Annotated in this window: 27 protein-coding genes; all 27 read left to right on the top strand. The window is 56.7% G+C overall.

Going from position 1 to position 21,042, the window contains the following annotated elements:
- Window positions 1–30 precede the first annotated feature (30 nt).
- The 27 genes from AB1E34_RS00510 to AB1E34_RS00380 all read left to right on the top strand — a co-directional run bounded on the left by AB1E34_RS00510 (window position 31) and on the right by AB1E34_RS00380 (window position 21,014).
- Window positions 31–390: a hypothetical protein gene (locus tag AB1E34_RS00510; protein WP_372570382.1), complete on the top strand. Its 360-nt coding sequence runs from the start codon at window positions 31–33 to the stop codon at window positions 388–390.
- Window positions 391–1,089: a hypothetical protein gene (locus tag AB1E34_RS00505; protein ID WP_372570381.1), complete on the top strand. Its 699-nt coding sequence runs from the start codon at window positions 391–393 to the stop codon at window positions 1,087–1,089. It begins immediately after the preceding gene.
- Complete coding sequence (locus AB1E34_RS00500) at window positions 1,089–1,397, top strand: hypothetical protein (protein WP_372570380.1); 309 nt, start codon at window positions 1,089–1,091, stop codon at window positions 1,395–1,397. Before AB1E34_RS00505 ends, AB1E34_RS00500 begins: the two co-directional genes overlap by 1 nt.
- Window positions 1,394–2,818 (top strand): toprim domain-containing protein, encoded by a 1,425-nt coding sequence (locus AB1E34_RS00495; protein ID WP_372570379.1) that lies wholly within the window; start codon window positions 1,394–1,396, stop codon window positions 2,816–2,818. Before AB1E34_RS00500 ends, AB1E34_RS00495 begins: the two co-directional genes overlap by 4 nt.
- Entirely contained in the window at window positions 2,815–3,078 is a 264-nt protein-coding gene (locus AB1E34_RS00490; protein ID WP_372570378.1) for a hypothetical protein, read from the top strand. The genes AB1E34_RS00495 and AB1E34_RS00490 overlap by 4 nt, the downstream gene beginning before the upstream one ends.
- 166 nt (window positions 3,079–3,244) lie before the next feature.
- Entirely contained in the window at window positions 3,245–3,859 is a 615-nt protein-coding gene (locus AB1E34_RS00485; protein WP_372570377.1) for a hypothetical protein, read from the top strand.
- A 547-nt stretch (window positions 3,860–4,406) separates the two neighbouring features.
- Window positions 4,407–4,595: a hypothetical protein gene (locus AB1E34_RS00480; RefSeq protein WP_372570376.1), complete on the top strand. Its 189-nt coding sequence runs from the start codon at window positions 4,407–4,409 to the stop codon at window positions 4,593–4,595.
- A gap of 730 nt (window positions 4,596–5,325) precedes the next feature.
- A complete protein-coding gene (locus AB1E34_RS00475; RefSeq protein WP_372570375.1) occupies window positions 5,326–5,508 on the top strand; it encodes a hypothetical protein in 183 nt (60 codons plus the stop codon).
- 128 nt (window positions 5,509–5,636) lie between these two features.
- Complete coding sequence (locus tag AB1E34_RS00470; RefSeq protein WP_372570374.1) at window positions 5,637–6,380, top strand: class I SAM-dependent methyltransferase; 744 nt, start codon at window positions 5,637–5,639, stop codon at window positions 6,378–6,380.
- 15 nt (window positions 6,381–6,395) lie between these two features.
- The gene (locus AB1E34_RS00465) at window positions 6,396–6,680 is read left to right on the top strand and encodes an HNH endonuclease (protein ID WP_372570373.1); all 285 of its coding nucleotides are present in this window, start codon (window positions 6,396–6,398) and stop codon (window positions 6,678–6,680) included.
- A 349-nt stretch (window positions 6,681–7,029) separates the two neighbouring features.
- Entirely contained in the window at window positions 7,030–7,356 is a 327-nt protein-coding gene (locus AB1E34_RS00460) for a hypothetical protein (protein WP_372570372.1), read from the top strand.
- Complete coding sequence (locus AB1E34_RS00455; protein WP_372570755.1) at window positions 7,353–8,885, top strand: terminase large subunit; 1,533 nt, start codon at window positions 7,353–7,355, stop codon at window positions 8,883–8,885. The genes AB1E34_RS00460 and AB1E34_RS00455 overlap by 4 nt, the downstream gene beginning before the upstream one ends.
- Window position 8,886: 1 nt before the next feature.
- The gene (locus AB1E34_RS00450) at window positions 8,887–10,149 is read left to right on the top strand and encodes a phage portal protein (protein WP_372570371.1); all 1,263 of its coding nucleotides are present in this window, start codon (window positions 8,887–8,889) and stop codon (window positions 10,147–10,149) included.
- Window positions 10,118–10,960: a head maturation protease, ClpP-related gene (locus AB1E34_RS00445; protein ID WP_372570370.1), complete on the top strand. Its 843-nt coding sequence runs from the start codon at window positions 10,118–10,120 to the stop codon at window positions 10,958–10,960. Before AB1E34_RS00450 ends, AB1E34_RS00445 begins: the two co-directional genes overlap by 32 nt.
- A gap of 11 nt (window positions 10,961–10,971) precedes the next feature.
- On the top strand, window positions 10,972–12,264 hold the full coding sequence (locus tag AB1E34_RS00440; RefSeq protein WP_372570369.1) for a phage major capsid protein: 1,293 nt from the start codon (window positions 10,972–10,974) through the stop codon (window positions 12,262–12,264).
- Window positions 12,265–12,321: 57 nt separating this feature from the next.
- A complete protein-coding gene (locus AB1E34_RS00435) occupies window positions 12,322–12,486 on the top strand; it encodes a hypothetical protein (RefSeq protein ID WP_372570368.1) in 165 nt (54 codons plus the stop codon).
- Entirely contained in the window at window positions 12,483–13,061 is a 579-nt protein-coding gene (locus AB1E34_RS00430; protein WP_372570367.1) for a head-tail connector protein, read from the top strand. The genes AB1E34_RS00435 and AB1E34_RS00430 overlap by 4 nt, the downstream gene beginning before the upstream one ends.
- Window positions 13,058–13,390 (top strand): phage head closure protein, encoded by a 333-nt coding sequence (locus AB1E34_RS00425; RefSeq protein ID WP_372570366.1) that lies wholly within the window; start codon window positions 13,058–13,060, stop codon window positions 13,388–13,390. Before AB1E34_RS00430 ends, AB1E34_RS00425 begins: the two co-directional genes overlap by 4 nt.
- Window positions 13,387–13,791, top strand: a complete 405-nt coding sequence (locus AB1E34_RS00420; protein ID WP_372570365.1) for a DUF3168 domain-containing protein — start codon at window positions 13,387–13,389, stop codon at window positions 13,789–13,791. Before AB1E34_RS00425 ends, AB1E34_RS00420 begins: the two co-directional genes overlap by 4 nt.
- Entirely contained in the window at window positions 13,791–14,195 is a 405-nt protein-coding gene (locus AB1E34_RS00415; protein WP_372570364.1) for an HK97-gp10 family putative phage morphogenesis protein, read from the top strand. Before AB1E34_RS00420 ends, AB1E34_RS00415 begins: the two co-directional genes overlap by 1 nt.
- 468 nt (window positions 14,196–14,663) lie before the next feature.
- Window positions 14,664–15,110 carry a phage tail tube protein gene (locus AB1E34_RS00410; RefSeq protein WP_372570363.1) on the top strand — a complete coding sequence of 149 codons (447 nt, stop codon included), beginning with the start codon at window positions 14,664–14,666 and terminating at the stop codon, window positions 15,108–15,110.
- On the top strand, window positions 15,110–15,634 hold the full coding sequence (locus AB1E34_RS00405; RefSeq protein ID WP_372570362.1) for a gene transfer agent family protein: 525 nt from the start codon (window positions 15,110–15,112) through the stop codon (window positions 15,632–15,634). Before AB1E34_RS00410 ends, AB1E34_RS00405 begins: the two co-directional genes overlap by 1 nt.
- Window positions 15,634–17,493, top strand: coding sequence for a phage tail tape measure protein (locus AB1E34_RS00400; protein WP_372570361.1), 1,860 nt, complete (start codon window positions 15,634–15,636; stop codon window positions 17,491–17,493). The genes AB1E34_RS00405 and AB1E34_RS00400 overlap by 1 nt, the downstream gene beginning before the upstream one ends.
- A 48-nt stretch (window positions 17,494–17,541) precedes the next feature.
- Window positions 17,542–18,174, top strand: coding sequence for a hypothetical protein (locus AB1E34_RS00395; protein WP_372570360.1), 633 nt, complete (start codon window positions 17,542–17,544; stop codon window positions 18,172–18,174).
- Window positions 18,171–18,758: a hypothetical protein gene (locus AB1E34_RS00390; protein WP_372570359.1), complete on the top strand. Its 588-nt coding sequence runs from the start codon at window positions 18,171–18,173 to the stop codon at window positions 18,756–18,758. Before AB1E34_RS00395 ends, AB1E34_RS00390 begins: the two co-directional genes overlap by 4 nt.
- Complete coding sequence (locus AB1E34_RS00385; protein WP_372570358.1) at window positions 18,755–19,177, top strand: DUF6950 family protein; 423 nt, start codon at window positions 18,755–18,757, stop codon at window positions 19,175–19,177. The genes AB1E34_RS00390 and AB1E34_RS00385 overlap by 4 nt, the downstream gene beginning before the upstream one ends.
- Window positions 19,167–21,014: a phage tail protein gene (locus AB1E34_RS00380; protein WP_372570357.1), complete on the top strand. Its 1,848-nt coding sequence runs from the start codon at window positions 19,167–19,169 to the stop codon at window positions 21,012–21,014. The genes AB1E34_RS00385 and AB1E34_RS00380 overlap by 11 nt, the downstream gene beginning before the upstream one ends.
- Window positions 21,015–21,042 lie beyond the last annotated feature (28 nt).

The raw sequence follows: 21,042 nt of genomic DNA, 5'->3' as shown, positions 1-21,042 counted from the left end.
GGCTGAGTTCGTAAAGCGAGGGCAGGGGCAATGAGACGTGCTGCAAAGGTAGATGACAATCAGCCCGAGATCGTGAAGGCGCTGCGCAAAGCGGGTGCGACAGTCACCCCTACGCATGCGGCAGGAGATGGCTTCCCGGATCTGGCTGTTGGCTATCGGGGCTTCAACTATTTCCTCGAAGTCAAGGACGGCAACAAGCCACCTTCAGCACGCAAGCTTACCAAAGACCAAGTGGAATGGCACGACAAATGGCGCGGTCAGGTTGCCGTAGTGAAGAGCGTTGACGAGGCGCTTGAAGTGCTGGGAATCGAGCTTCGGGGGTCCGTGCATGCAGGAGATTGGCAGCACGTTGCAGACTTGGCGCGAAAGATAGTCGAGGGGCAAAAATGAATGGACGGATGGTTCGCGGTCAAGCACGGCATCAGGAAGCACCCGATATTCAAGGGCAAACCCGCACGTCTTGGGGCATGGGTCGCAATGCTTGATGAAGCCGCATATTGCGACACCGAGCAGGACGTTGGCGGAGTGCTTGTGTCGGTGAAACGAGGCGAGCTTTGTGCATCACAGGCAATGCTTGAGGATATCACCGGGCTAAGCCGTCAGCAGCTTCGCACGCTTCTTTCGGCGCTTGAAAGGTCCGGGGCCATCCAAACACGACCTGCCACAAAATCAACCAAGAGTCGAACCATAGTAACCTTTTGTAATTACGACAAATATCAGACACCCCAACCAAGCACCAACCAAACATCAACCAAAGACCAACCAACAAAAGAACAAATAAACAATATTCCCGTAGGGACGGGCGATGAAACGCCGTCGAAATCTTCGGGTTCGATTTTATGGGCGGAGGCGAAGTCAGTCCTATCGGCAGCCACCGGAAAACCACCAAACTCATTCGGCGGGATGATTTCGAAGTGGATATCCGACAGCAGTGAGACAGAGGCGTTCAACGCGATCTGGGCGGCACGGGACAAGGGGACCGGCGATCCTGTCGGATACGTCAACGCCATACTGAGAAACAAACGCCAGTCTGGCAGCGGCAGCAAGCAGAACGCTGGGGCATTTGGAATTCTGAAGGAGGTCGGGTGATGGATATCGACGCCTTCGAGGAGCGGGCAGCAATCATGGAGTACGATGGCGGGCTATCCCGGTTCCGGGCCGAGACGCTTGCCGCCAGGGCACAGGGATTTGAGCGGCATGAAGCGATCCGCATCCGAGATTCTCAGCAAGCACGGGATCACCGTGAGGCGACAACACGGCACGGTCAGAACGACATGCCCCGAGTGCAGCGACGGCAGGCGGAAGAAAAAGGACCCCTGCCTGTCGGTCAGCTTCTTGGCGGATGGGGTGGTCTGGCACTGCTGGCATTGTTCGAACTCGGGGGGAGAATGGTATGACGATGGACGTTCAGACATGGCTCCAAAGCGTTCGCAAACTGGACGGCGCTGTCTTGGCGGATATGGGGGTAAAGGCTATCAGCCATCCGCAACTCGGGGAGTCGGTGGCGTTTCCGTATCGTCGCAACGGCGAGCCCTACGCGGGTAAGTTCCGCTCTGTTGAGGGCAAGGATTGGCGCTCAACGCAAGGGGTGCCGCGTGGGCTGTTCAACGAGGACGCGCTCAAAGACGAGGGGCCGATTGTCATCACCGAGGGGGAGATTGATTGCCTCTCGGTGATGCAATCTGGTTATCTGCGTGCCGTATCCCTCCCCGATGGGTGGACCGAGGATGGCGGCAAGCGGGATTGCTTGCTTGCAGAGGAAGCGCGACTGAGGAAGTCGCCGTTTGTCATCGTGGCGGGGGATAACGATGCCGCAGGGCGAAGCCTGCCAAAGACCGTTGCCAACATTCTAGCCGGGCATGAGGTCAAATACGCAGTTTGGCCGGATGACTGCAAAGACGCCAACGATGTGCTGGTCAAGCATGGGGAGGGTGAGCTTTCCCGGTGCTTGGTTGAGGCCAAGACGGTAGATCCTGAGGGGGGATTTATTACCGGTATTTCTGACATGCCGCCCCTGCCACCAAGGCGGGTACTGAGGGTGGGTATGACGCCCTATGACTTCTGCTTAGCCTTCGAGGTTGGAGCTATGTCGGTGGGTACAGGCACGCCGGGATCGGGCAAGTCCACGTTCACGACGTTTGCGGCGTTTCACATCGCCAAGCACGAAAACATCCAAGTCGGCTTTCTCTCGTTTGAAACCCATCCGCACAGGACCAGAGACCACCTTGCACGGCTCCAAACCGGCAAGCCTTGGGATGCGCTTTCGGAGCCGCAGCGTGTTGAGTGTGGCGCGTTTCTGGATCGTCACTTCCGCATCGTTCACCGGACCTACGATGACACGCCGGGCCATAACCTCGGCTGGCTACAGTCCATGATTTACACGTTGGCGGTTCGGGATAACTGCAAGCTGATAATCGTGGACCCGTGGAACGAATTGGAGCACATGCCCGAGCCTGGGGAGAGTGTTACCAACTACATCAACTTCGCGCTTCAGCAAATACGGACGTGGGCAGAGAAATACGACACGCACATCTGTGTCATTGCCCACCCCCGCAAGATGATGACGGACGGAAAGCCGCGTAGCCCGACCGGGTATGACATCGCGGATTCAGCGGCTTTTGCGAACAAGCCTAGCCTTGGCTTTACGGTTCACCAGGAGGTGGACGAGGACGCCGGTGAGCAATGGGTACGCCTGTCAACGTGGAAGGTCAGGGACACCCAGCTTTACGGGTTTGAGAAGGGGTATGCGCGCCTGTCGTTTGACTCCGACCGCATGAATTACCGCAAATTCGAGTCCGCAGCGAGGTACAAGACATGATCCGCCGCCGCTCCGTTCAGGTCGAGATGCCCGAAACCGCTGGCAGCAGCAAAATCGCGCCATCAACAGCAAGCGTCACTGTTGCGGCTGCACCCTGGGAAGAAGAAACCAAGGACGAACGCAAGGTTTGCGCGCATCCGGACTGCTCAAAGGTTTTGTTCGACAACAACATATCGGGCGTTTGTCGCGAGCACTTTCACACCGAGTACAGCAAGTGCTTTGGCCGTAAGCGCGCAATCGGCAGGAGGGCAGGGTCGTGAGGGGTTGGATAGGTGCGATAGTCGCGGTGGCACCATTCAGCGTGCTCCTGGCTCTTATTTTCGATTTCTCGGATTGGGAGGCTTGGGCGCTTCTGGCATCGGCTTTTTGGTGGAGTGCGCAGCAATGAGGAACACAGGCAGATGAGCATACACGAGGGACAGTGATATGGGCAAAGGTGACAGACGCGGCAAAGCCAAGAAGAAGTTCGAGTTCACTGAACTGGCCGAGGCTCCACGCAAGAAAGCCAGGGGCCGAAAGCGAATGGAACAAATCCAGCGTGAGAAGGTGGACCGCAACCCCGGCAAGGTGGCCTTGCAGGTGCGCGCACGCCAAATGGGGCAAGATGACTGGCGGCAAATGCAGGCACAGGCCCTCGGAGAGCCCGCAGGACGGGCGATATACCTCTCTCACAAGCCAGACGACGCTGCGAAGCTCTGGTCGGTCTACGCGGGGCTCACAGCGAGCGAGGCGCGGTACCACAGAATTGTTCTCGGCAAGAGCATGGCGGCAAAGACCGCGAAGATAGAATTTCTGCCGGATAGGTTTGAGGCACGCGCCGACGACCAACCAGACTTGCGTAGCGAGGATGAGCGGCACAGGGATGCCACCAACGCATGGGATTCATGGCTCAATATGCTGAATCTGTTAAGTTTAGGAGATAGGGCGGTTATCGAGTCCGTATCGAGGGGCTGGGTGGAGCCCGTGAAGGACGGTGAAGTGACTATTCGGGGCAGGCAATTCGTGGTCGCAATAGAAAAACTACAAGCGGTGGTTGACTGATGTTCGGGAACGCCGTAGTATCATGCCAAGGGCATGGCGTGTTTCAGTGACGGGACGCGCCTTTTTGATTCAGGAGTTCGCAATGATCGAGGGTCTAGCATCCAGTGTTCTTGGCGGCCTTCTTGGCGGCGGCTTGTCTCGCCCGGAGTATCGTAGCCCACCAGTTAGTGCCCGAGACGAAGCGGAGCGTGCCTCAGCAATGGCGGAGGTTCTCAGGATTCAGAGGTCGGGCGGCAAGGTGAGCGTCCGAAAGATTGAGGGTAAGTGGACAGTAGTTCGCCAAGTGTAACCGCCTTCCTGTCGCCACACACGGTGTGTCGTCACGAGCGCGGCGCTTCACGCGGAAAGGCAGAGGTGCAACAGACTCGGTAGGTTTGGCAAAATCGCTGTCAGTCATGAATGGCAGCGAGAGTCGCTGAACTGAAGGCGGGATCAGGTCCGCCCCGCGCTCATACCTACACACCAAGGTACCACGTGTAGGTAGCAACTAGAAAAATCGTGTAGGTCCTAACGTACAAATGGTGGAGCAAAGTCAGGAATTCTAACAATGCCTTTTACATCCGACATGGTGAACAAAGAGTGGCTCAAGCAAGCAACGCCGGATTGGATGAACACAGACCTGACGGCAACTGATCGGGTGGCGGCTTACTTTGAGCTAATCACTGGTCGCAGGCTCACGAGGCAAGAGAAGATTGCGTTGCCTGCAGTTATCTCGGGTGATTTCGACCATCAGTGAACATCATAGCAATCACGGCAGATATGCAGGGGTGTCGATTGTAGCGACCCCCTTTAACGATATCGGAATTCCGATAACGGGTACGCCCAGCCTCCGGGGCGGGAGCGGGGGCGACGAATTCACAGCTTGCGATAGATCAGAACAAGCAAGGCTAAGTTAGCGGCCCCAAGGACCAGGGTCAGAACCTCAATCATTGCTCACCTTTCTCCACGCGGGAAGGCCATAAGCAAGAGCAGCACAGGCTAGGCCAATATATTCCGGGGCACCTTCACGTTTGTATTTGGTAATAGTATCTGGTGCCACGTTCAGGCGTCTATGGGCTTCTCGGCCTGATATGCGCATGTGATCGAGCCAAGCGTTGAAGTCGTCTGCTGTCATTGATTTGGCCTTCCGTTGTGGTTATCTTTCTGGAGAGGCCGGAGGCTTTCGCCCCCGACCCGCTTGGTTACTTCCTTCTGGCGGTTATCAGTATGGCCACCGAGACCGCCAGTTGGAGAACCTGAAGCGCTAAGCTGATGTAATCCATCTTCTTAACCTCCAGTGTCCGATCATCTTGCCTGACCGTGTAGCGTGGTTGGCCTCATTGCCTTCCATGTCCTAAATATAGGACGAATAGACCGGCAGTGCAATAGCAAATGTCCTAAAAATGGGATGAAAACGCGGGAATTTATCCCGATAACCAGAGGCACGGCACCCCGAAAGGGACTGTGCGGGCAGCAAAGGAAAAACCATGGCACGTGAACTTCGCATCTTTCAGCCGGACAACCTTCAAGGCCAGATGTCAGCATCAATCATCACCATTCCCGAGGACAACAAGATTTCCGGGATGCGGGTCATCGAAAACGACGGTGATCGTCAGTCTGCCATCGACCTGATGGACAAGCTTGAGGCCAGTGCGGGTCAGAGTGGGTAGCGGTGCCCGCATCAATCACATCTTTCCGTTGAGTTCTTGAAAACTTGGGGTTGTCTTTGCGCTAGATCAGAGACAGCCTTCGGGTATCAGATTGACATGTTTGATACGGACAGAACTACGGAGGCGGAATGCCAGTTTTCAAGGATTTTTTGGCAGGTTTTGACTACGACAAGCCGAACGTTATGAACCGGCTTGAGCAGAGGTACAGACATATCGTGGAGCCCTTCAAGGGCGATATCGAAGGGGGCAGGGTTCTAGACCTCGCCTGTCATGATGGCCGTTGGTCTTATGCGCTCGCCCACGCCGGGGCAAAGAGCGTCGTTGGTGTTGAGGGGCGTTCCGACGTTCTTGAGAGGTTCAAGACCTACCGCCAGTGCGAAGTCACTGAGCGCATCGAGCTTCGGTGCAACGATCTGTTCGCCGAGCTAGAGTCAGAGGTTGAGGCCGGTGAAAAGTATGACGTCGTCGCGATTTTCGGCGTCTTCTATCACCTCGTTGATCACTTCAGGCTGCTTGATCTAGCTAGGTCACTGGGGCCGAAGCTGATCATTGTAGACAGCAACTTCGCATCCAGGGCGCACCCGGTCATCCTGTTGAGCCAGGAAGGCACAAAGAGCGACCTGAACGCAATTCCGGGGAAGTATGGGCAGGACGCCGCAGTTACTGGCACACCATCATTCTCCGCAATGGAGTTAATGGCCAAGTCTATCAACCATAGTATCGAATGGATCGATTGGGGCAACTTGGCGGAAGATCAAAGGGGCGGGCTGAAGGACTACTTTCAGCCGGTCAACCGAAAGAAGATGCTGGATGATCCTTTCTGGGTAAAGCGTGCCACCTGCGCATTACGCCCGAACACACTAGCTAGTTAGCCAGGAGCAAGTGACATGCCGGGTTGGCACAGCACCAGCAGGCATGAGCGTGGGTATGGATACGAATGGGTCAAGCGGCGCGATCGCATTCTGGCAAGGGACGGCTACCTTTGCCAGCCATGTCTGCGCAAGGGCAGGCCGACACCAGCGCAGGAAGTAGACCACATCATCCCCAAGGCCCAAGACGGCACGGATGACGATAAGAACCTACAGAGCATTTGCACTCCATGTCACAAGGCCAAGACCAAGGCAGAGAACAGTACCAAGCAGCAGATAGGTGAGGACGGATGGCCATTGTAGGTATCTCGCAATCGGGAAAGCGCATGCGGGCACAGTATCGGCGTCGCCTTTGGGAGTCGTTTGTCTCGCGCTTAGATCGGTACGTTGATCGCGCCATAGAGGGCACAGTGCAGGCCGTTGTGTTCTGCTTTGTGCTTTGGTTTCTGGGGGCAAGCATCGCCATCAACCTGTAGGGTGGGGCCTCCAATCTTTACAGCCTTTAGTCTGGGGACCGGCGGCGGGAGCCACTTTTTCATAAACCGTTACCGAAAGGTTTTACGTTATGGGATCTCGCGGCAGGAAATCTAACGCGGAGCTAGAGGTTGTCACGGCGGGCGTTACAGAAAAACTTCTGCGACCTGATCCGCCAATGACGCTCACGCAAGAGCAATCGGAGATATGGTGGTCGGTGGTTGAGAGTCTGGCAGCTGACTGGTTTCAGCCCGACACCTACCCGCTGCTTGAGTCCTATTGTCGGCACGTCATTTCGGCTCGAAAAGTTGCGCAGTTGATCGCGGCTGCTGAGGCGGCAGAGGAATTGGACGTAGGCGAGTACGACCAGTTGTTGAAGATGCAGGAGCGAGAGGGACGGGCGCTGTCATCCCTGGCGACGCGGATGCGGATTTCTCAGCAATCAACGACCAACCATCGGGGCAACAAGGACCCGAAGAAGAAAAAAACACCTTGGCAGAAGTGAGGGTCTACGCGCCGTCTGAACGGTCGGAGCGCAACATAGAATGGATCGAGACCTACTGCCGGGTTCCAGAGGGGAAGCTGGTAGGCCAGCCGATCGTTCTGCGTGAATGGCAGCGAAACATCCTGCGCGGGATATACGATGGCAACACGCGCCGGGCGATCATCAGTTTCGGTCGAAAGAACGCAAAGACCGCCCTGACAGCGATGCTAAATCTGTTGCATCTTGTCGGGCCTGAAGCGGTTGCGAACTCTCAGTTGTTCTCGGCGGCACAATCTCGGGATCAGGCGGCAATCTTGTTCAACTTGGCTGCCAAGATGGTGCGAATGAATGGGACGCTGTCCGAGTATGTGATTGTGCGTGATACGGCAAAGGAGCTTGCCTGTCAGGAATTGGGGTCAAAGTACAAGGCCCTCTCAGCAGAAGCGGCCACCGCATATGGCCTTTCGCCTGTGTTCGCGGCTCACGATGAGCTTGGTCAAGTCAGGGGGCCACGGTCCGATCTGTACGAAGCCCTCGAAACTGCGAGCGCGGCGCAGGAGATCCCGCTTAGCATCGTGATATCCACGCAGGCCCCGAACGACGATGACTTGTTGTCGATATTGATTGAGGACGCCAAGGCGAACCCAGACGGGAGAACAAAGCTATTCCTATTTACAGCGGACCCGGATGCTGACCCGTTTGAGGAGGCAACCATTCGGCAGGCCAACCCTGCGTTTGGAGACTTCCAGAACGCGGATGAAGTGCTGGAAATGGCTGAGGCGGCGCGGCGTATGCCCTCGCGGGAGGCCGAGTATCGCAATCTGATCCTCAATCAGAGGGTTGAGACGAATGCACCGTACATTGCCAGAGGTATCTGGGAGAAGAACGGCAATCCTCCGGCGGATTTCGACGGCCCAGTGTATGCGGGGCTTGATCTGTCGGCCACGGCAGACCTCACGGCCTTTGTACTGGTTGGCCAGACGGGTGATCAGGTTAGCGTGGAATCGACGTTCTGGTTGCCCTCTGAGGGGCTAGCGGAGAAGGCCAGAGCAGACCGTGTGCCCTATGACGTGTGGCGCGATCAGGGCTGGTTGCAGACCTGCCCTGGCAAGACAGTCGATTATGAGTACGTGGCGGCATTTCTGAAGGATCAGTTGAGCCGATACGACATTCGGAAGATTGCGTTCGACCGATGGAACATGCGCAACTTCAGGCCCTGGCTGGAAAAGGCAGGCTTTACGGAAGACGAGTTGGAGCGGTTCGTGGAGTTTGGGCAGGGCTTCCAGAGCATGTCCCCTGCGCTGCGTGATTTGGATCAAATGCTGCTGAATGAACGGATGCGGCACGGCAAGCACCCTGTTCTAAGCATGTGTGCCGCAAACGCTGTTGTGAAGATGGACCCGGCGGGCAACCGCAAGCTGGTGAAGCTCACGCAGAACCGGCGGATAGATGGAATGATTGCCTTGGCGATGGCTGTATCGACCATGGCAGAAGCGGATGAGACGGATGGCCCATCTGTCTACGAGGAACGTGGGATTTTGATGGTGTGATATGGGATTCTTCAATTGGTTCAGACCTAAAGAACCCGCGTCGCAGCCGCAGGCAGCATATACCGGGCCAACTTACGATGTTGGAAGGATAGATAATCCGGCGGAACTAGAGGAGTTTCTACGAGGCGGGAATGTAACCCTTTCGGGCAAGGTGATTTCTCGTGAAGCTTCGATGAAGGTGGCGGCGGTCTATCGCTGCACAACCTTGTTGGCGGGAGTTGTTTCGGGATTGCCGGTCGAAGTGAAGGACTTGGGCAACACTCGCGACGAAGCGCATCAAGTATCACGTCTGCTAAATCGAAAAGCTAACCGCTGGCAGCATGGCCGTCAGTTCCGCAAGCAGTTGGAATTTGCTCGGCTGATGTACGGGAATGGGTACGCGCTGAAGGTTAGAACCGGCAATCGGATCACCTCTCTGCTCCCTATGCTGCCTCATGCAGTTACATGCGAGCAAATGCCGGATGGTTCACTTGATTACACTTATCGGGACAGGTTTGGGCGCGAATTCAAGCTAACACAGGAAGAAGTCTTCCACGTTCGCGGACCGTGCTTCGATGGGGTTACGGGGCAGTCTGTGCTTGGGTTCGCAAGGGAAACAGTTGGGTTCTCGCTGGCGGTTCAATCGCATGGCACAAACCTATTCGAGCGCGGAACTAACATTCGCGGTGCCTTCACTCACCCGGCCAAGCTTTCGCCGGAGGCATTTGAGCGTCTGAAAGAGTCAATGGACAAGTTCAATGGTGTCGATGGCGATCGCGCATTCCAGACGATAATTACCGAAGAGGGAATGACTTATCAGCAGATGGGCATGACCTCTACGGACGCTGAGTTTGTGGAGAATAAGAAGCTAGGAATCACTGAAGTCTGCATGTTCTTTGGTGTGCCGCCACATAAGGCCGGGTTCACCGAGAACCAGACATCCTACGGGCAAGGCGTCGAGCACCAGAATATCGGCTTCATCGATGACACGGTGAGCCCAATTTTGGACGAGTGGGAAGGTGCAATCGAGCGCGACTTGATGCCGAACGAACTATCGAAGCGCTGCGAGATCAACACCTACAAGCTCCAGCGTGGTGACCAAGACACTCGTTGGAAGGCCAACCGTATCAAGCTGGAAATGGGCACACATAGCCCCAACGAAATCCGCCGCCTTGAGGGCGAGCCAGAAAGACCGGGTGGGGATGTTTACTACGATCCACCGGGTGTTCCCCAGAAAGGAGAGGGCGATGTCGTTGAAGACACTGCCGGAAATCAAGGCGTTTGACGCCCTGTCCCAGAAGAAATGGTCGTTGCGCAATGACGCCGTGAGTAATTGGGACAACAGCATCCACGCTCGCGAGAACGGCGAGGAAGAAATCGACATTTACGGTGTTATTGGTGAGGACTTCTGGGACGAAAGCACCTCCATGAAGGATGTTGCGACGCGGCTTGAGGAAGTCGGCCCTGGCGATGTGGTTGTGAATATCAACTCTCCGGGTGGTAGCTACTTTGACGGCGTCGGGATCTACAACGCGCTGCGCCAACATAAGGGGAAGGTGACGATCCGCGTTCTGGGTCTCGCTGCATCTGCTGCCTCTGTGATCGCAATGGCGGGTGATGAAATCCAGATGGGTGAAGCGTCCACCATGATGATCCACAAGGCCTGGGGCGTCACCATCGGCAATGCCGACGACAACCGGGACGCCGCCGAGGTGCTGGACAAGTTCGACGCCTCTATGTCTAAGCTCTACGCCACGCGAATGGATGAAAGCGCCGAAGACGTTCTGGCGATGATGTCCAAGGACACATTTTTCAGCGCCGAAGAAGCGATTGAGGCCGGTCTTGCCGATGGTTTCTTTGGTGATGCGGAGATTGAGCAGGATGCTAAGGCGTCCAGCAATTTGGCTGCGACACGTGCCGAGCTTCTGTTTGAAGACGCACTTCGCGCCCAACATCCGAACATGACCCGATCCGAACGCCGCGCGCTTCGCTCGGACATGAAAGGGGGCAAGCTGAACGCTGCCCCAACCGTCAAGCCGAGCGCTGACGACCTCACTGCCGCTCTAAATGAGTTGGCGAAATCAATACATTCATAAGGAAACGGGACATGAAACACTTCATCCCCCCTCAAGAGGCGCGCGGCTTGGTCAAAGCGCGTGCTGAAACTGCCATGACGCCGGTTGCGGCTGTCGAGGCGGTCAATAAGGCCTTTGACGCGTTCAAGGCCGAACTGGACACCAAGCTGAAGGAAGAAATCAAAGCTGGTGTTGCGGACGTCATCACGACCGACAAAATCGGCAAGATCGAAGCGTCCATTTCGGATGCAATGGACGTCATCGAGACTCAGAACGAGAAACTCGCGGCGTTGCAGATCGGTCAGCCTGGTCCTGATGGTCCCTCGAAGGAAGAGCAAGCCTACGCTGGGCACTACGAGACCTACATGCGTACTGGTGACGAGACCCAGGTAAAGGCGGCCATCAAGGCTGGCGATATCCGGGCTGCTGCATCTGTAGGAACTGACGCAGACGGTGGTTATACATCTCCTGTCGAGTGGGATCGCACGATCACTGATAAGCTGGCTGAGGTCTCTCAGATGCGCAGTTATGCGTCTGTGCAGACCGTGACGGGTCAGGGCTTCAAGAAACTCTACAATCTGCATGGTGCATCGTCCGGCTGGGTCGGTGAAACCGACGCGCGCCCGGAAACCAACACTCCGACGCTCGGTGAATACACCTTCGCCTTCGGTGAGATTTATGCCAACCCCGCCGCCTATCAGCGCATCTTGGATGATTCCGAGATTGATATCGCTGCATGGCTGGGTGAAGAGGTTCGCTTGGAGTTCGCACAGCAGGAAGGTACTGCATTCCTGACTGGTGACGGTGTCAACAAGCCGAAGGGCTTCCTGAACTACGACGCTGCTACTGAAGGCGGCCTGCCTGCCGCCCAGCAGCATCCGCTGGGGCCGATTGGCGAGGTGAACACCGGCGCTGCGGCTGCTCTGACGGTCGATGGACTGATTGATCTGGTCTATGACCTGCCGGATGAGCGTATGGCTGGTGCCGAGTTCTTCATGAACAAGTCCACCGCCGCCGTGGTTCGCAAGTTCAAGGATGCGGACAATAACCTGATCTGGAACCCGCCGGTTTCTGCCGGTGAGCCTTCCACGCTGTTGGGTTTCTCTATCCGTCGTCTGTCGAACATGCCGAATGTCGCAGCCAGCGCCATCCCGATTGCGTTCGGCAACATGATGGAGACCTATCGCATCTTTGATCGGTTCGGCGTCCGCGTTCTGCGTGACCCGTACACCGCAAAGCCGAAGGTGCTGTTCTACACCACCAAGCGTGTTGGCGGTGGGCTGTGGAACCCCGAATGGATGCGCTACCACCGCGTAGCCGCGTAAGTTGGTTCTTTGGAGGGGCGGGCGCCCGCCCCTCTTGTCGAGCCAATGGAGGTCGATATGCCCAAATTCAAGAAAACATGGTTTCATGTCGTCCCTGGCGACAAGTACAAGCGCCAGTTCAACACCGGCGAGGACTGCCCAGAAACCTGCGTCGATGCGGCGGCAAAAGACGGCGTGATTGATCTTCCGAAGCCAAAGCGAAAGCCCAAGGCTGAAAAATGAAGCCCGTTCTCGTCACGCCCCCCGGCCACTACCCGGTGACACGGGAAGAGGCCAAGATGCACCTGCGGGTGGATGATTCAGACGAGGATAGCCTTGTCACGGGTCTGATTGCGGCTGTGACGGCGTATCTGGACGGCTGGAGCGGCATTTTGGGTCGGTGCATTGTCACGCAGACGTGGCAATTCGGTGTTTCGGGTTGGTCAGGCTGTATCAGGCTGCCGTTTCCCGACGTGTCTTCGGTCGAGATCAAATACCAGGACGCGGACAATGTTGAGCAGACGGTTGACCCGTCTCTGTATGAGGTCGTTGCGGACGCTACGGGCGTCTCTGTGTGGTTCAGGGACGGCTTTTCGGGGCCCGATCTTTACGACGACATGCAAGAGCCCATTACCGTGTCGCTGACGGCTGGATATGGCGGCTCTGAGGACGTCCCAGCGCCCATCAAGCAGGCGATCCTGCTCATGGTCGCGCATTTGCATGAAAACCGGGCCTCGGCATCTGATCTTAGGCTGATGGAGGTTCCCATGGCGTTCAACGCGCTGGTGCAGCCTCATCGGCATATGGTGGTGGGATGATCGGCAAGCTGCGCGAGCGTGTCGCGTTCGATGCCCCCATTGAGGTCAATGACGGATATGGCGGGCGCGAAGAGGGATGGGATGAGCAGTTCAAGCGGTGGGCTGAGTTCATTCACATGCGTGGTAATGAGACGGTTGATGCTGCCCGGTTGCAGGGACACGAAATCTACAAGGTAAAAATCCGGCAGAGCAAAGAGGCGCAGGGCATCCTGTCCGGTTGGCGGATGAGGGATACCCGGCGCGGCACCGAATACAATATCAGGTCTGTCGATAACGTTGCCGACAAGCAGTGGATATATCTGACGGTCGAAAGTGGGGTCGCGGTATGAGCGTTTCCGCTGAGCTTCAGAAGGCCATCTATGACACTCTCATCGCCGACGCGGCTGTTTCCGCGCTGATTGATGATCGGGTTTATGACGGTCGCCCGAAGGCAAGCAACTTTCCGTGCATCACTTTTGGTCCGTCTGACACGCGGGCAGATGACATGGAATGTATCGACGGAAGATTTGAGACGATCCAGTTGGATGTGTGGTCGCGCGATCAAGGTAAGATGCGGCGTTGCAAGGAAATCATGGATGCTGCCCGCAACGCGCTCCACTTTGCGGATTTGTCTCTGACGGTTAATGCGTTGGTTTTGATCCGCGTCGAGAGCATGAGGATTTTCATGGAAGGCGGCGGTTTGACCGCCCACGGAGTGATAACCGTTGAGGCGGATTTGGAGCAGGCCTGATGGTCGAGGGGTTAGACAAGCTCAACCGCAGGTGGAAGGCCATTCCTGAAAGGGTGAAGGTTAATGTTCGTGCTACTATGGAAGATTTGGCGAACGATATCGTTGAGGAAATGTGGAGTCGGGCACCTTATGACGACGGTGTTCTACAGGCGTCCATAGGATGGACTTGGGGCGAAGCTCCAGCGGGGGCGCTGACGATAGGAACAGTTGGTGGCCGCGAGTTTGGCACTATGCGGATTACGATCTTCGCCGGTGGTGGAGAAGCTTTCTACGCAAGGTTTCAGGAATTTGGGACCGTCGAAATGGCAGCTAATCCATTCTTCTTTCCGGTATGGCGAGCCCATAGGAGGGGCGTTAAGGGCCGAATTTCCCGCGCGATCAGTAAAGCAATCCGAGAGAGTTAGGGCCTCAGTGACTGGCAGTATGCCATTAGTCGATTTTCATATTCTCGCATGAAGCTCATACCCTGTTCATTCAGCGTGATTGCCCCCCGAGATATCCCTTCAACCTGAGATTCAGACGCAACACCTTCGTTCACCTGACTGACAATGAACTGATGTTCATCCCAAACGAACTCACTGTAGTCGTGAAGGAAAATTCGCACACCTGCGTGGTGATCCAGGCACGCAGCGAAGTCGTTCGCGAGCGCGCCTGAAGCAAACGTGCAGAACACTACGGAAATCCAACGCATATTGGGTGCCTCATGAAAATAAAGGTTCTTAGTAACACTACATATCGTGTTTCTTCGGCGCTGTCGCAAGGCTTCACGGCTGGCAGCGAAGTTAACGTGCCAAAGGCTACCGCTGAAGCGCTGATAGCGCGCGGCGTTGCTGAGGCCATTCAAACCCCATCCAAAAAAGGAGACTGATCTTATGGGAACGGGTAATCAGACCACGCGGTTGGTCGTCCAACTCGGTGATGGCGCAACGCCAACCGAGAACTTCGCACATACGTGCGGGGCAAATAGCTTTGGCGTCACGCTGACGAACAATCTTGGCGAGAACACAGTTTTGGATTGCGACAATCCGCTTGACGTGCCCGCATCGATTGTGCGGCATCTCGAAAGCCAAGACACCAGCGTGACAATTGCTGGTATGGTTGCAACTGAGGCGTGGCCGACATGGCGTCAGTGGTCCGACAATGGCACGGAAAAGAATATCCGCATCTTCCTGGATGAGAGCGCCGCCGACAACGGTGGTTACTGGGGTCTTCCAGCGTTTTGCCAGCAGCTTGAACTGAACAAGGAAAGTTCTGGCAAGGTAACCTTCTCGGCTACGATCAGTGGTGCCGGTCAGCGCACATGGACTGACGCGACCTGATGGTCGAGGTTGTAACGGAGTGGGCGGGAAAAGAGCGCTTATTCTGCCTTGATTTTGGGCGCGTTCTGGACCTTGAAGAGGCTTGCGGTGACGCGATTGGCTCAATCTTCGTTCGCGTGGCCTCCGGTCGCTACAAGGTGTCGGACGTGTATCACACAATGCGCCTCGGGCTTGTCGGGGGTGGTATGTCGGTCATTGATGCCAAGCGTATTATGGTGGCGCATTTTGACACGCGGCCTTACGCAGAAAATGCTGTGATTGCTGGTGAAATCCTAGCATCTCTTATGGTTGGCGTTGAGCCTTCGGATGAACAGACTTCGGAAGCAGAGGCTATAAAGTTCTCCGAAGTTAGTCAGATTTGCCGGGAGTTCAATATGTCTCCCGAGGACTTGCGGCGGATGCGATATTCTGACTTCGTGAACCTCGTTCGAGGTTTCAACGCCGCTTCCAGCCGTCAAGCCGATCACATCAGCGAAGAAGAGTTCGTAGATATCCTCAATCGGTATGAACCGGAGGCGGGTTAATGGTTCAGTCAGTCGAGGATAAGCTCGTTGTCCGTATGGAGGCGACGCTTCGCAAGTTCGAACGTCAGATGGAGCGTGGTCGGCAGGTAGCAGAGAACTCGGCTAAGGGTTCCGAGCGCGCTTGGCGGCGGGCTGGCGAGCAAATCACGGCAAATTCAAACCGTGCCGCGACAGGGCTGCAAAGGCTTACAAACATTTCTGGACGCGGTCGCTTCGTGATTCAGAACACCGCCAACCAAATTGGCGATATGGCGGTTCAGTTGGAATCTGGCACTGCAAAGAGCCGCATACTTGCGCAGCAGCTTCCGCAGTTGTTTGGCGGATTTGGGGCTCTTGGTGGCGGCCTTGGTTTGGTAGCACCTTTGCTTGGCACAGTGGCCGCCCTCGCTATCCCGATGGGTGCCGCGCTACTTCGAAGCTCGGGTGATGCTGTTAGCCTCGATGACGCAATGAAAGACCTGAATAAAACGCTTGGCGATATGGATCGCGTTGCGGAAATCGCCAGTGCTAGTTTGGATGAGTTGCAGGAGAAATACGGCCAGAACGCTCTAGCGGTGCGTGAGCTTTTCCAAGAGCTTGTTGCGGTAAACCAACAGCAAGCACTCAACGCCGCTCAAACAGCTATTTCTGCCGCTGGTGACGAACTGGCGGGCATCGAAGAAAAGCTGCGTGATTTCGCGGGCGCGCGGCGGGAACTGCTGCAGGCGCAAGACTTGCAGGCAGATAGCTCGTTTGCTGTTCTGCCGTCCGAAATCCAGGCCCTGGAAGAAGAGATGCGTCTCTCGTTGCAGGCGCTACAAGAGGAATTCAATCTAACATCCGCCCAAGCGTTTCGCATAGTGGATGCGCTGGATGCCATAGAGCAGGCGAACGGGCCGGAGGCGGCAGCACAAGCCGTGCAGGGATTGGCTTCGGCGATTGCTCAGGCGGCAAGCGAGGGTGCCAACCTAAGCGATACTCTGACCGGCGTAGCCTCTGCCGCCGCGACTGCATTTGCTGCCGTTTCGCGCACCGTGGAACTTGGTCGAAGGGTAGTCGAAAACACTGAGTCGGGCGTACCATTGTTTGACCAGCTTGGTCCGGGGGAGAGCTTACTGCCGCCTCGTTCGGATAAGGCTCCGGCGCGCAAGCGACGCACTGGAGGGGGGCGATCACGTGTTGATCCCGGTCTGGCGCAAGCTAAGGCCCTGATTCAAAGCACTCGCACCGAGGCCGAGAAGTATGCTGATGAGCTTGAGCGTATAGAAGACCTGCACAGGCGCTTCCCCCAACTGGTTACTTCAGAAATACGAGACAAGGCAGTGGCCGCGCTGAACGAAAGCATGGATACTGTCAAGGATGCCGCCAAATCGATGGAGACAAGTTTTGAGAGTGCATTCGCCAACTTTGTGACTGGTGCAGGCAGCGCTCGTGATGTGGCGGCGCAATTGCTGAACGATCTTGCTCGCCTAGCAGCGCAGTCGGCATTCAGTTCCATTGGATTCGGCAACCTATTCGGTGGCATATTCGGGAACGCCAACGGCAACGCCTTTCAGGGCGGTCGCGTCACGCCCTTTGCGACCGGTGGCATCGTTAACTCGCCAACGCTGTTCCCGATGCGTGGCGGCACTGGTTTGATGGGTGAGGCTGGGCCGGAGGCTATCCTCCCGCTGACGCGGATAAACGGAAAACTCGGCGTGCGTGCAGAAGGCACAGGTGGCGGCACATCGCATGTCATGGTCGAGCTTGGCCCCGGTTTGGAGGCGAGAATCTTGCAGCAGGCAGCAAATCAGTCTGTGCGCATCACTCAGGCGGGGATGGCAGCGGTTGAGCGCAACACTGGCCCCGTCGTTGATAATCACTTGGCTCGAAAGTCCTGATCCATGCAGCGTCAGTTGATCAGAGTCCCGCCCAGCCTAATGCGGGCGATGAGTTTTGACTGGGATATCGATTGGCGTGGCCAGCCTGCATCGGATCGCACAAGCGGCAACAGTCAAGTCGTCTACAATGCCTTCCCGCGCTGGGTTGGGTCTCCACAGATACTTTTGCGTAAGGAGCAAATCAGGAATTGGCGCGCCTTTCGTGCAACTGCTCAGGGTCGCGTTGGTATATACCGAATACGGCTCTGCGATCCGGTTGGATTTGGATTGAGCGAGACAGGCGCGGGCATTGGCTCCAAGGGCGTGCCATTCTCGACCAGCACCTTCTTTTCTGCTGACGTTGGCTTTGCTTACGACCCGAAGGCCACGGTGAACATCGCTGCGGATGCGGGATCAGAGCAATTGACGATCACGAGCCCTGATGTCGCACCCAAGGTGGGTCAGATCATGAGCTATGACGACTGGCCCTTTCAAGTGACGACAGTTCGAACAACGGGTGCTGACACCTACAGCATTGGCATTCAGATGCCGCTGCGTTCGGCAATCACAGCGGGAGAGTCAGTCAGTTTGGCCGGGATTGGTCGCTTTGAAGCTGTCGAAGATGGAATGGGCAATCCCACTTATGGTGCTGCACATGTCAGCACGCCTCGCCTTCAGTTTCGGGAAGTCCTGACGCGATGAGCTTTTTCCCTGCCGACTATAACCCGCGTGATCCGGTCATCGCGGCGCTTGATCTATGCGAGATCGATACGCCGGACGGGCCTGCGCGTTTCATGGTTGGCGTTGATGCCATGTTTGTGGATGTGAACCAGAACGAATGGTGGGGCTCGCAACTCATCGGCGTCACCAGTTTATCTGCGGCGATTGACGGCGCTGCGCCTGAAGGCAATGTCACGTTGTCCTATTTCCAGGACCCCAACGCAGACAACCTGGTTGGGCAGGTGCGAGAACTGGGACTCGACTATGTGAAGGGCCGCCCCATCACGTTCTACTTTCAGCCGATCCGGTCGCAGGCTGAGTTCATGAAGCCAACGACGCCGCCAATTCAGTACATGCAGCGCACCATGCGAACGATCACCACTTCGCGCACTGGCGCGCAGGATCGATCCATATCGCTGACCTTTGAGGCGTGGTCAGAACAGCGCCGCGCTGCCCGTCGGATTGTGCTGAACACCGAGGGGCATTCGAAGTTGCTGGGAGTGGATAATCCCTCCCTCGAGAAGATGCCAACCACCGACTTCGAAGAACAGAAGTTGTTCGGATGACGCCGCTTTATCGCGAGATTCACAGATGGAAGACCCTGCCTTTCATCTGGGGAGAGACCGATTGCATCATGTGCCTGAGCGACTGGGTGCGGCAGGTTCGCGGCGTTGATCCGGCTGAGAGCGTGCGCGGCACATATGACAGCCGTGGCTCCTGCCACCGCGAGACCGGGTATTTTCGCGATCCTGTCGGCGTATTGGATGGCTATCTGCGGCCTTGCGGGACTGAGCGAACGGAAGACCCAAAGCCGGGCGATATCGGGCTCATTCTCGCGCGAGAGCCTGATGGCCGGATCAGCCCGTGTGGAGCGCTGTGGCTGGGGGAAGCTTGGGCCTGCCGCAGTCCCGGTCTGACAACGACAATCAGCCCGAAAATGGCACCTGATGCGCTGGCAATGTGGAGCGTAGGTTATGAGGCGTAGCTTGCTCATTGCGGCCTTGCTGGGCTCAACGATGCTCACACCGGAACCTGCCGAGGCTCAGCCGCCGGTGGTGGGTTTTGTCGCGGGGGCGCTTGGGGTGGGCGCGGGTGCAGCCGCAACTATCGGTATTGCCACTGCGACAGGAACCGCGTTTGCAGCCGGGGCTGCCTTTGGCGGCTCCCTCCTTGGGGGCTTTTTGGTCAAGACAGTTGTTGCGGTCGGCCTATCGAAGCTCGCACAGAAACTGCAATCCCGCCCCGAGGTCTCGCAACTGCCGCCATCGGCCAGGATGGTGAACTTCGCACAGCCAAAGGTTTATGCCGAGACGGTCTACGGTATCACGCGGAAAGGCGGGCCTCTGGGCTTCACCGGGTTCAAGAATAGCCGACGCTATTATGTGCCGATCCTTGCGGCGCATCCCATCAACGGGATTGTGCAGCACTGGCTTGATGAGCGGATCGTTGCCCTCAACGGCAACACGAACCAGAACAGCAGCAACGTAACGACGTCACCCATATCGGGTCATGGCCGCGTTGATGTCTTCACAGGTGATCCGGGCCAGACGGCCAATCCGGGCCTTGTGTCGGCGTTTTCGGAGATCACAAGTGCGCACGACTTCGCAGGTCTGGCGGGTGCATATCTCTGGGCAAAACGGCCTCCGCAAGAGAACTTCACGAACATATACCCGTCTGGCCGACAGTGGGCCTGGGCACCGGTCTTGGAAGGCAAGAAAGACCTCTACGATCCGCGTGACGACACCACGAAGTACGAGAACAACGCCGCGCTTGTTCTGGCGAACTGGATCACTGACAAGCTCGGTCGCGAAGTGGATTGGGATGAGGTTTCCATTGAATCCGACGTTGCAGACGAGTTGGTCACCATCAAGGATGGCGGGGTGCAACCACGCTGGACGCTGAATGGCACTATCAGTGATGAGCAGGAGTTTGAAGAGCAAAGGGCCTTGCTGGCGGCTAGCTGCGACGCCTTCATCTACGAGCGAACCGACGGGAAGGTCGGTTTTACGCTGGGCCGCTGGATCGAGCCAACCATAACGCTCACCCCGGACGATTTCGACTCCCTCGAAATCACCGAGGGGCAGTGGGGTGGGGGCGCTCCCGATGAAGTGGCTGTTACCTACATGGAGCCCATCAATAACTGGCGGGAGGCTCCGAGCGGCACATGGATCGAAGAAGAAGTCGCAAAGCCAATCAGAGACGAGCCATCGCTTCCGCTAGTCAACAGCCACAACCAGGCCGCCCGTCTGAACAAGCGTTTCGCAAAGGCAAAGCGGGCCAAGTATCAGCTTCGCGGCCAGATCGGACTTATGGGCTATGAACTTCTGGGTGGTGGTGAGAACGGAAAGGCGCACCGGTTCTTCCGTGTCAATGACGGCGAAGGGCTGGATGCTGTCTTCGAGGTTGGGGAGATCGCGAAAGAGGGGATAGCCACCTTCACGTTGGAGGCGCGCAGTGCCGAGGAATCGGATTTCGCCTTCGATGCTGCCACGGAAGAGCCTGATCGCCCGGAATACGGTGAGGTTGAGAATGACGGGACGCTTCCGACGCCTTCTAATGTGCAAGGCGCTGCGCTTGCTGCGTCAGTGATCGCAGTCACATGGGACGCCCAAGCTGATCCGATCTATGATTTCGAGGTGCGCTATCGCGTCACGGGCGCTGCCGAATGGAAAAGAGACTTTGCCGCCCCGACTGCTACCTCGATAGCGCTTTCCGGCTTCATGACCGGGGAAACCATCGAGATTCAGGTCCGGCACACGAAGCTGGGCATCGGTTCCAGCGATTGGGAGCCAGACCCGGCGCTCGAAGTGACAACGCTCTGATCGCCTGATCCAACCCACAATAGAACAG

The sequence above is a fragment of the Ruegeria jejuensis genome, assembly GCF_041537905.1.
Taxonomy (GTDB): Bacteria; Pseudomonadota; Alphaproteobacteria; order Rhodobacterales; family Rhodobacteraceae; genus Ruegeria_C.
The sequence above is the reverse complement of the archived record's forward strand: the minus strand, read 5'-3'. Positions and strand labels throughout refer to the sequence as shown.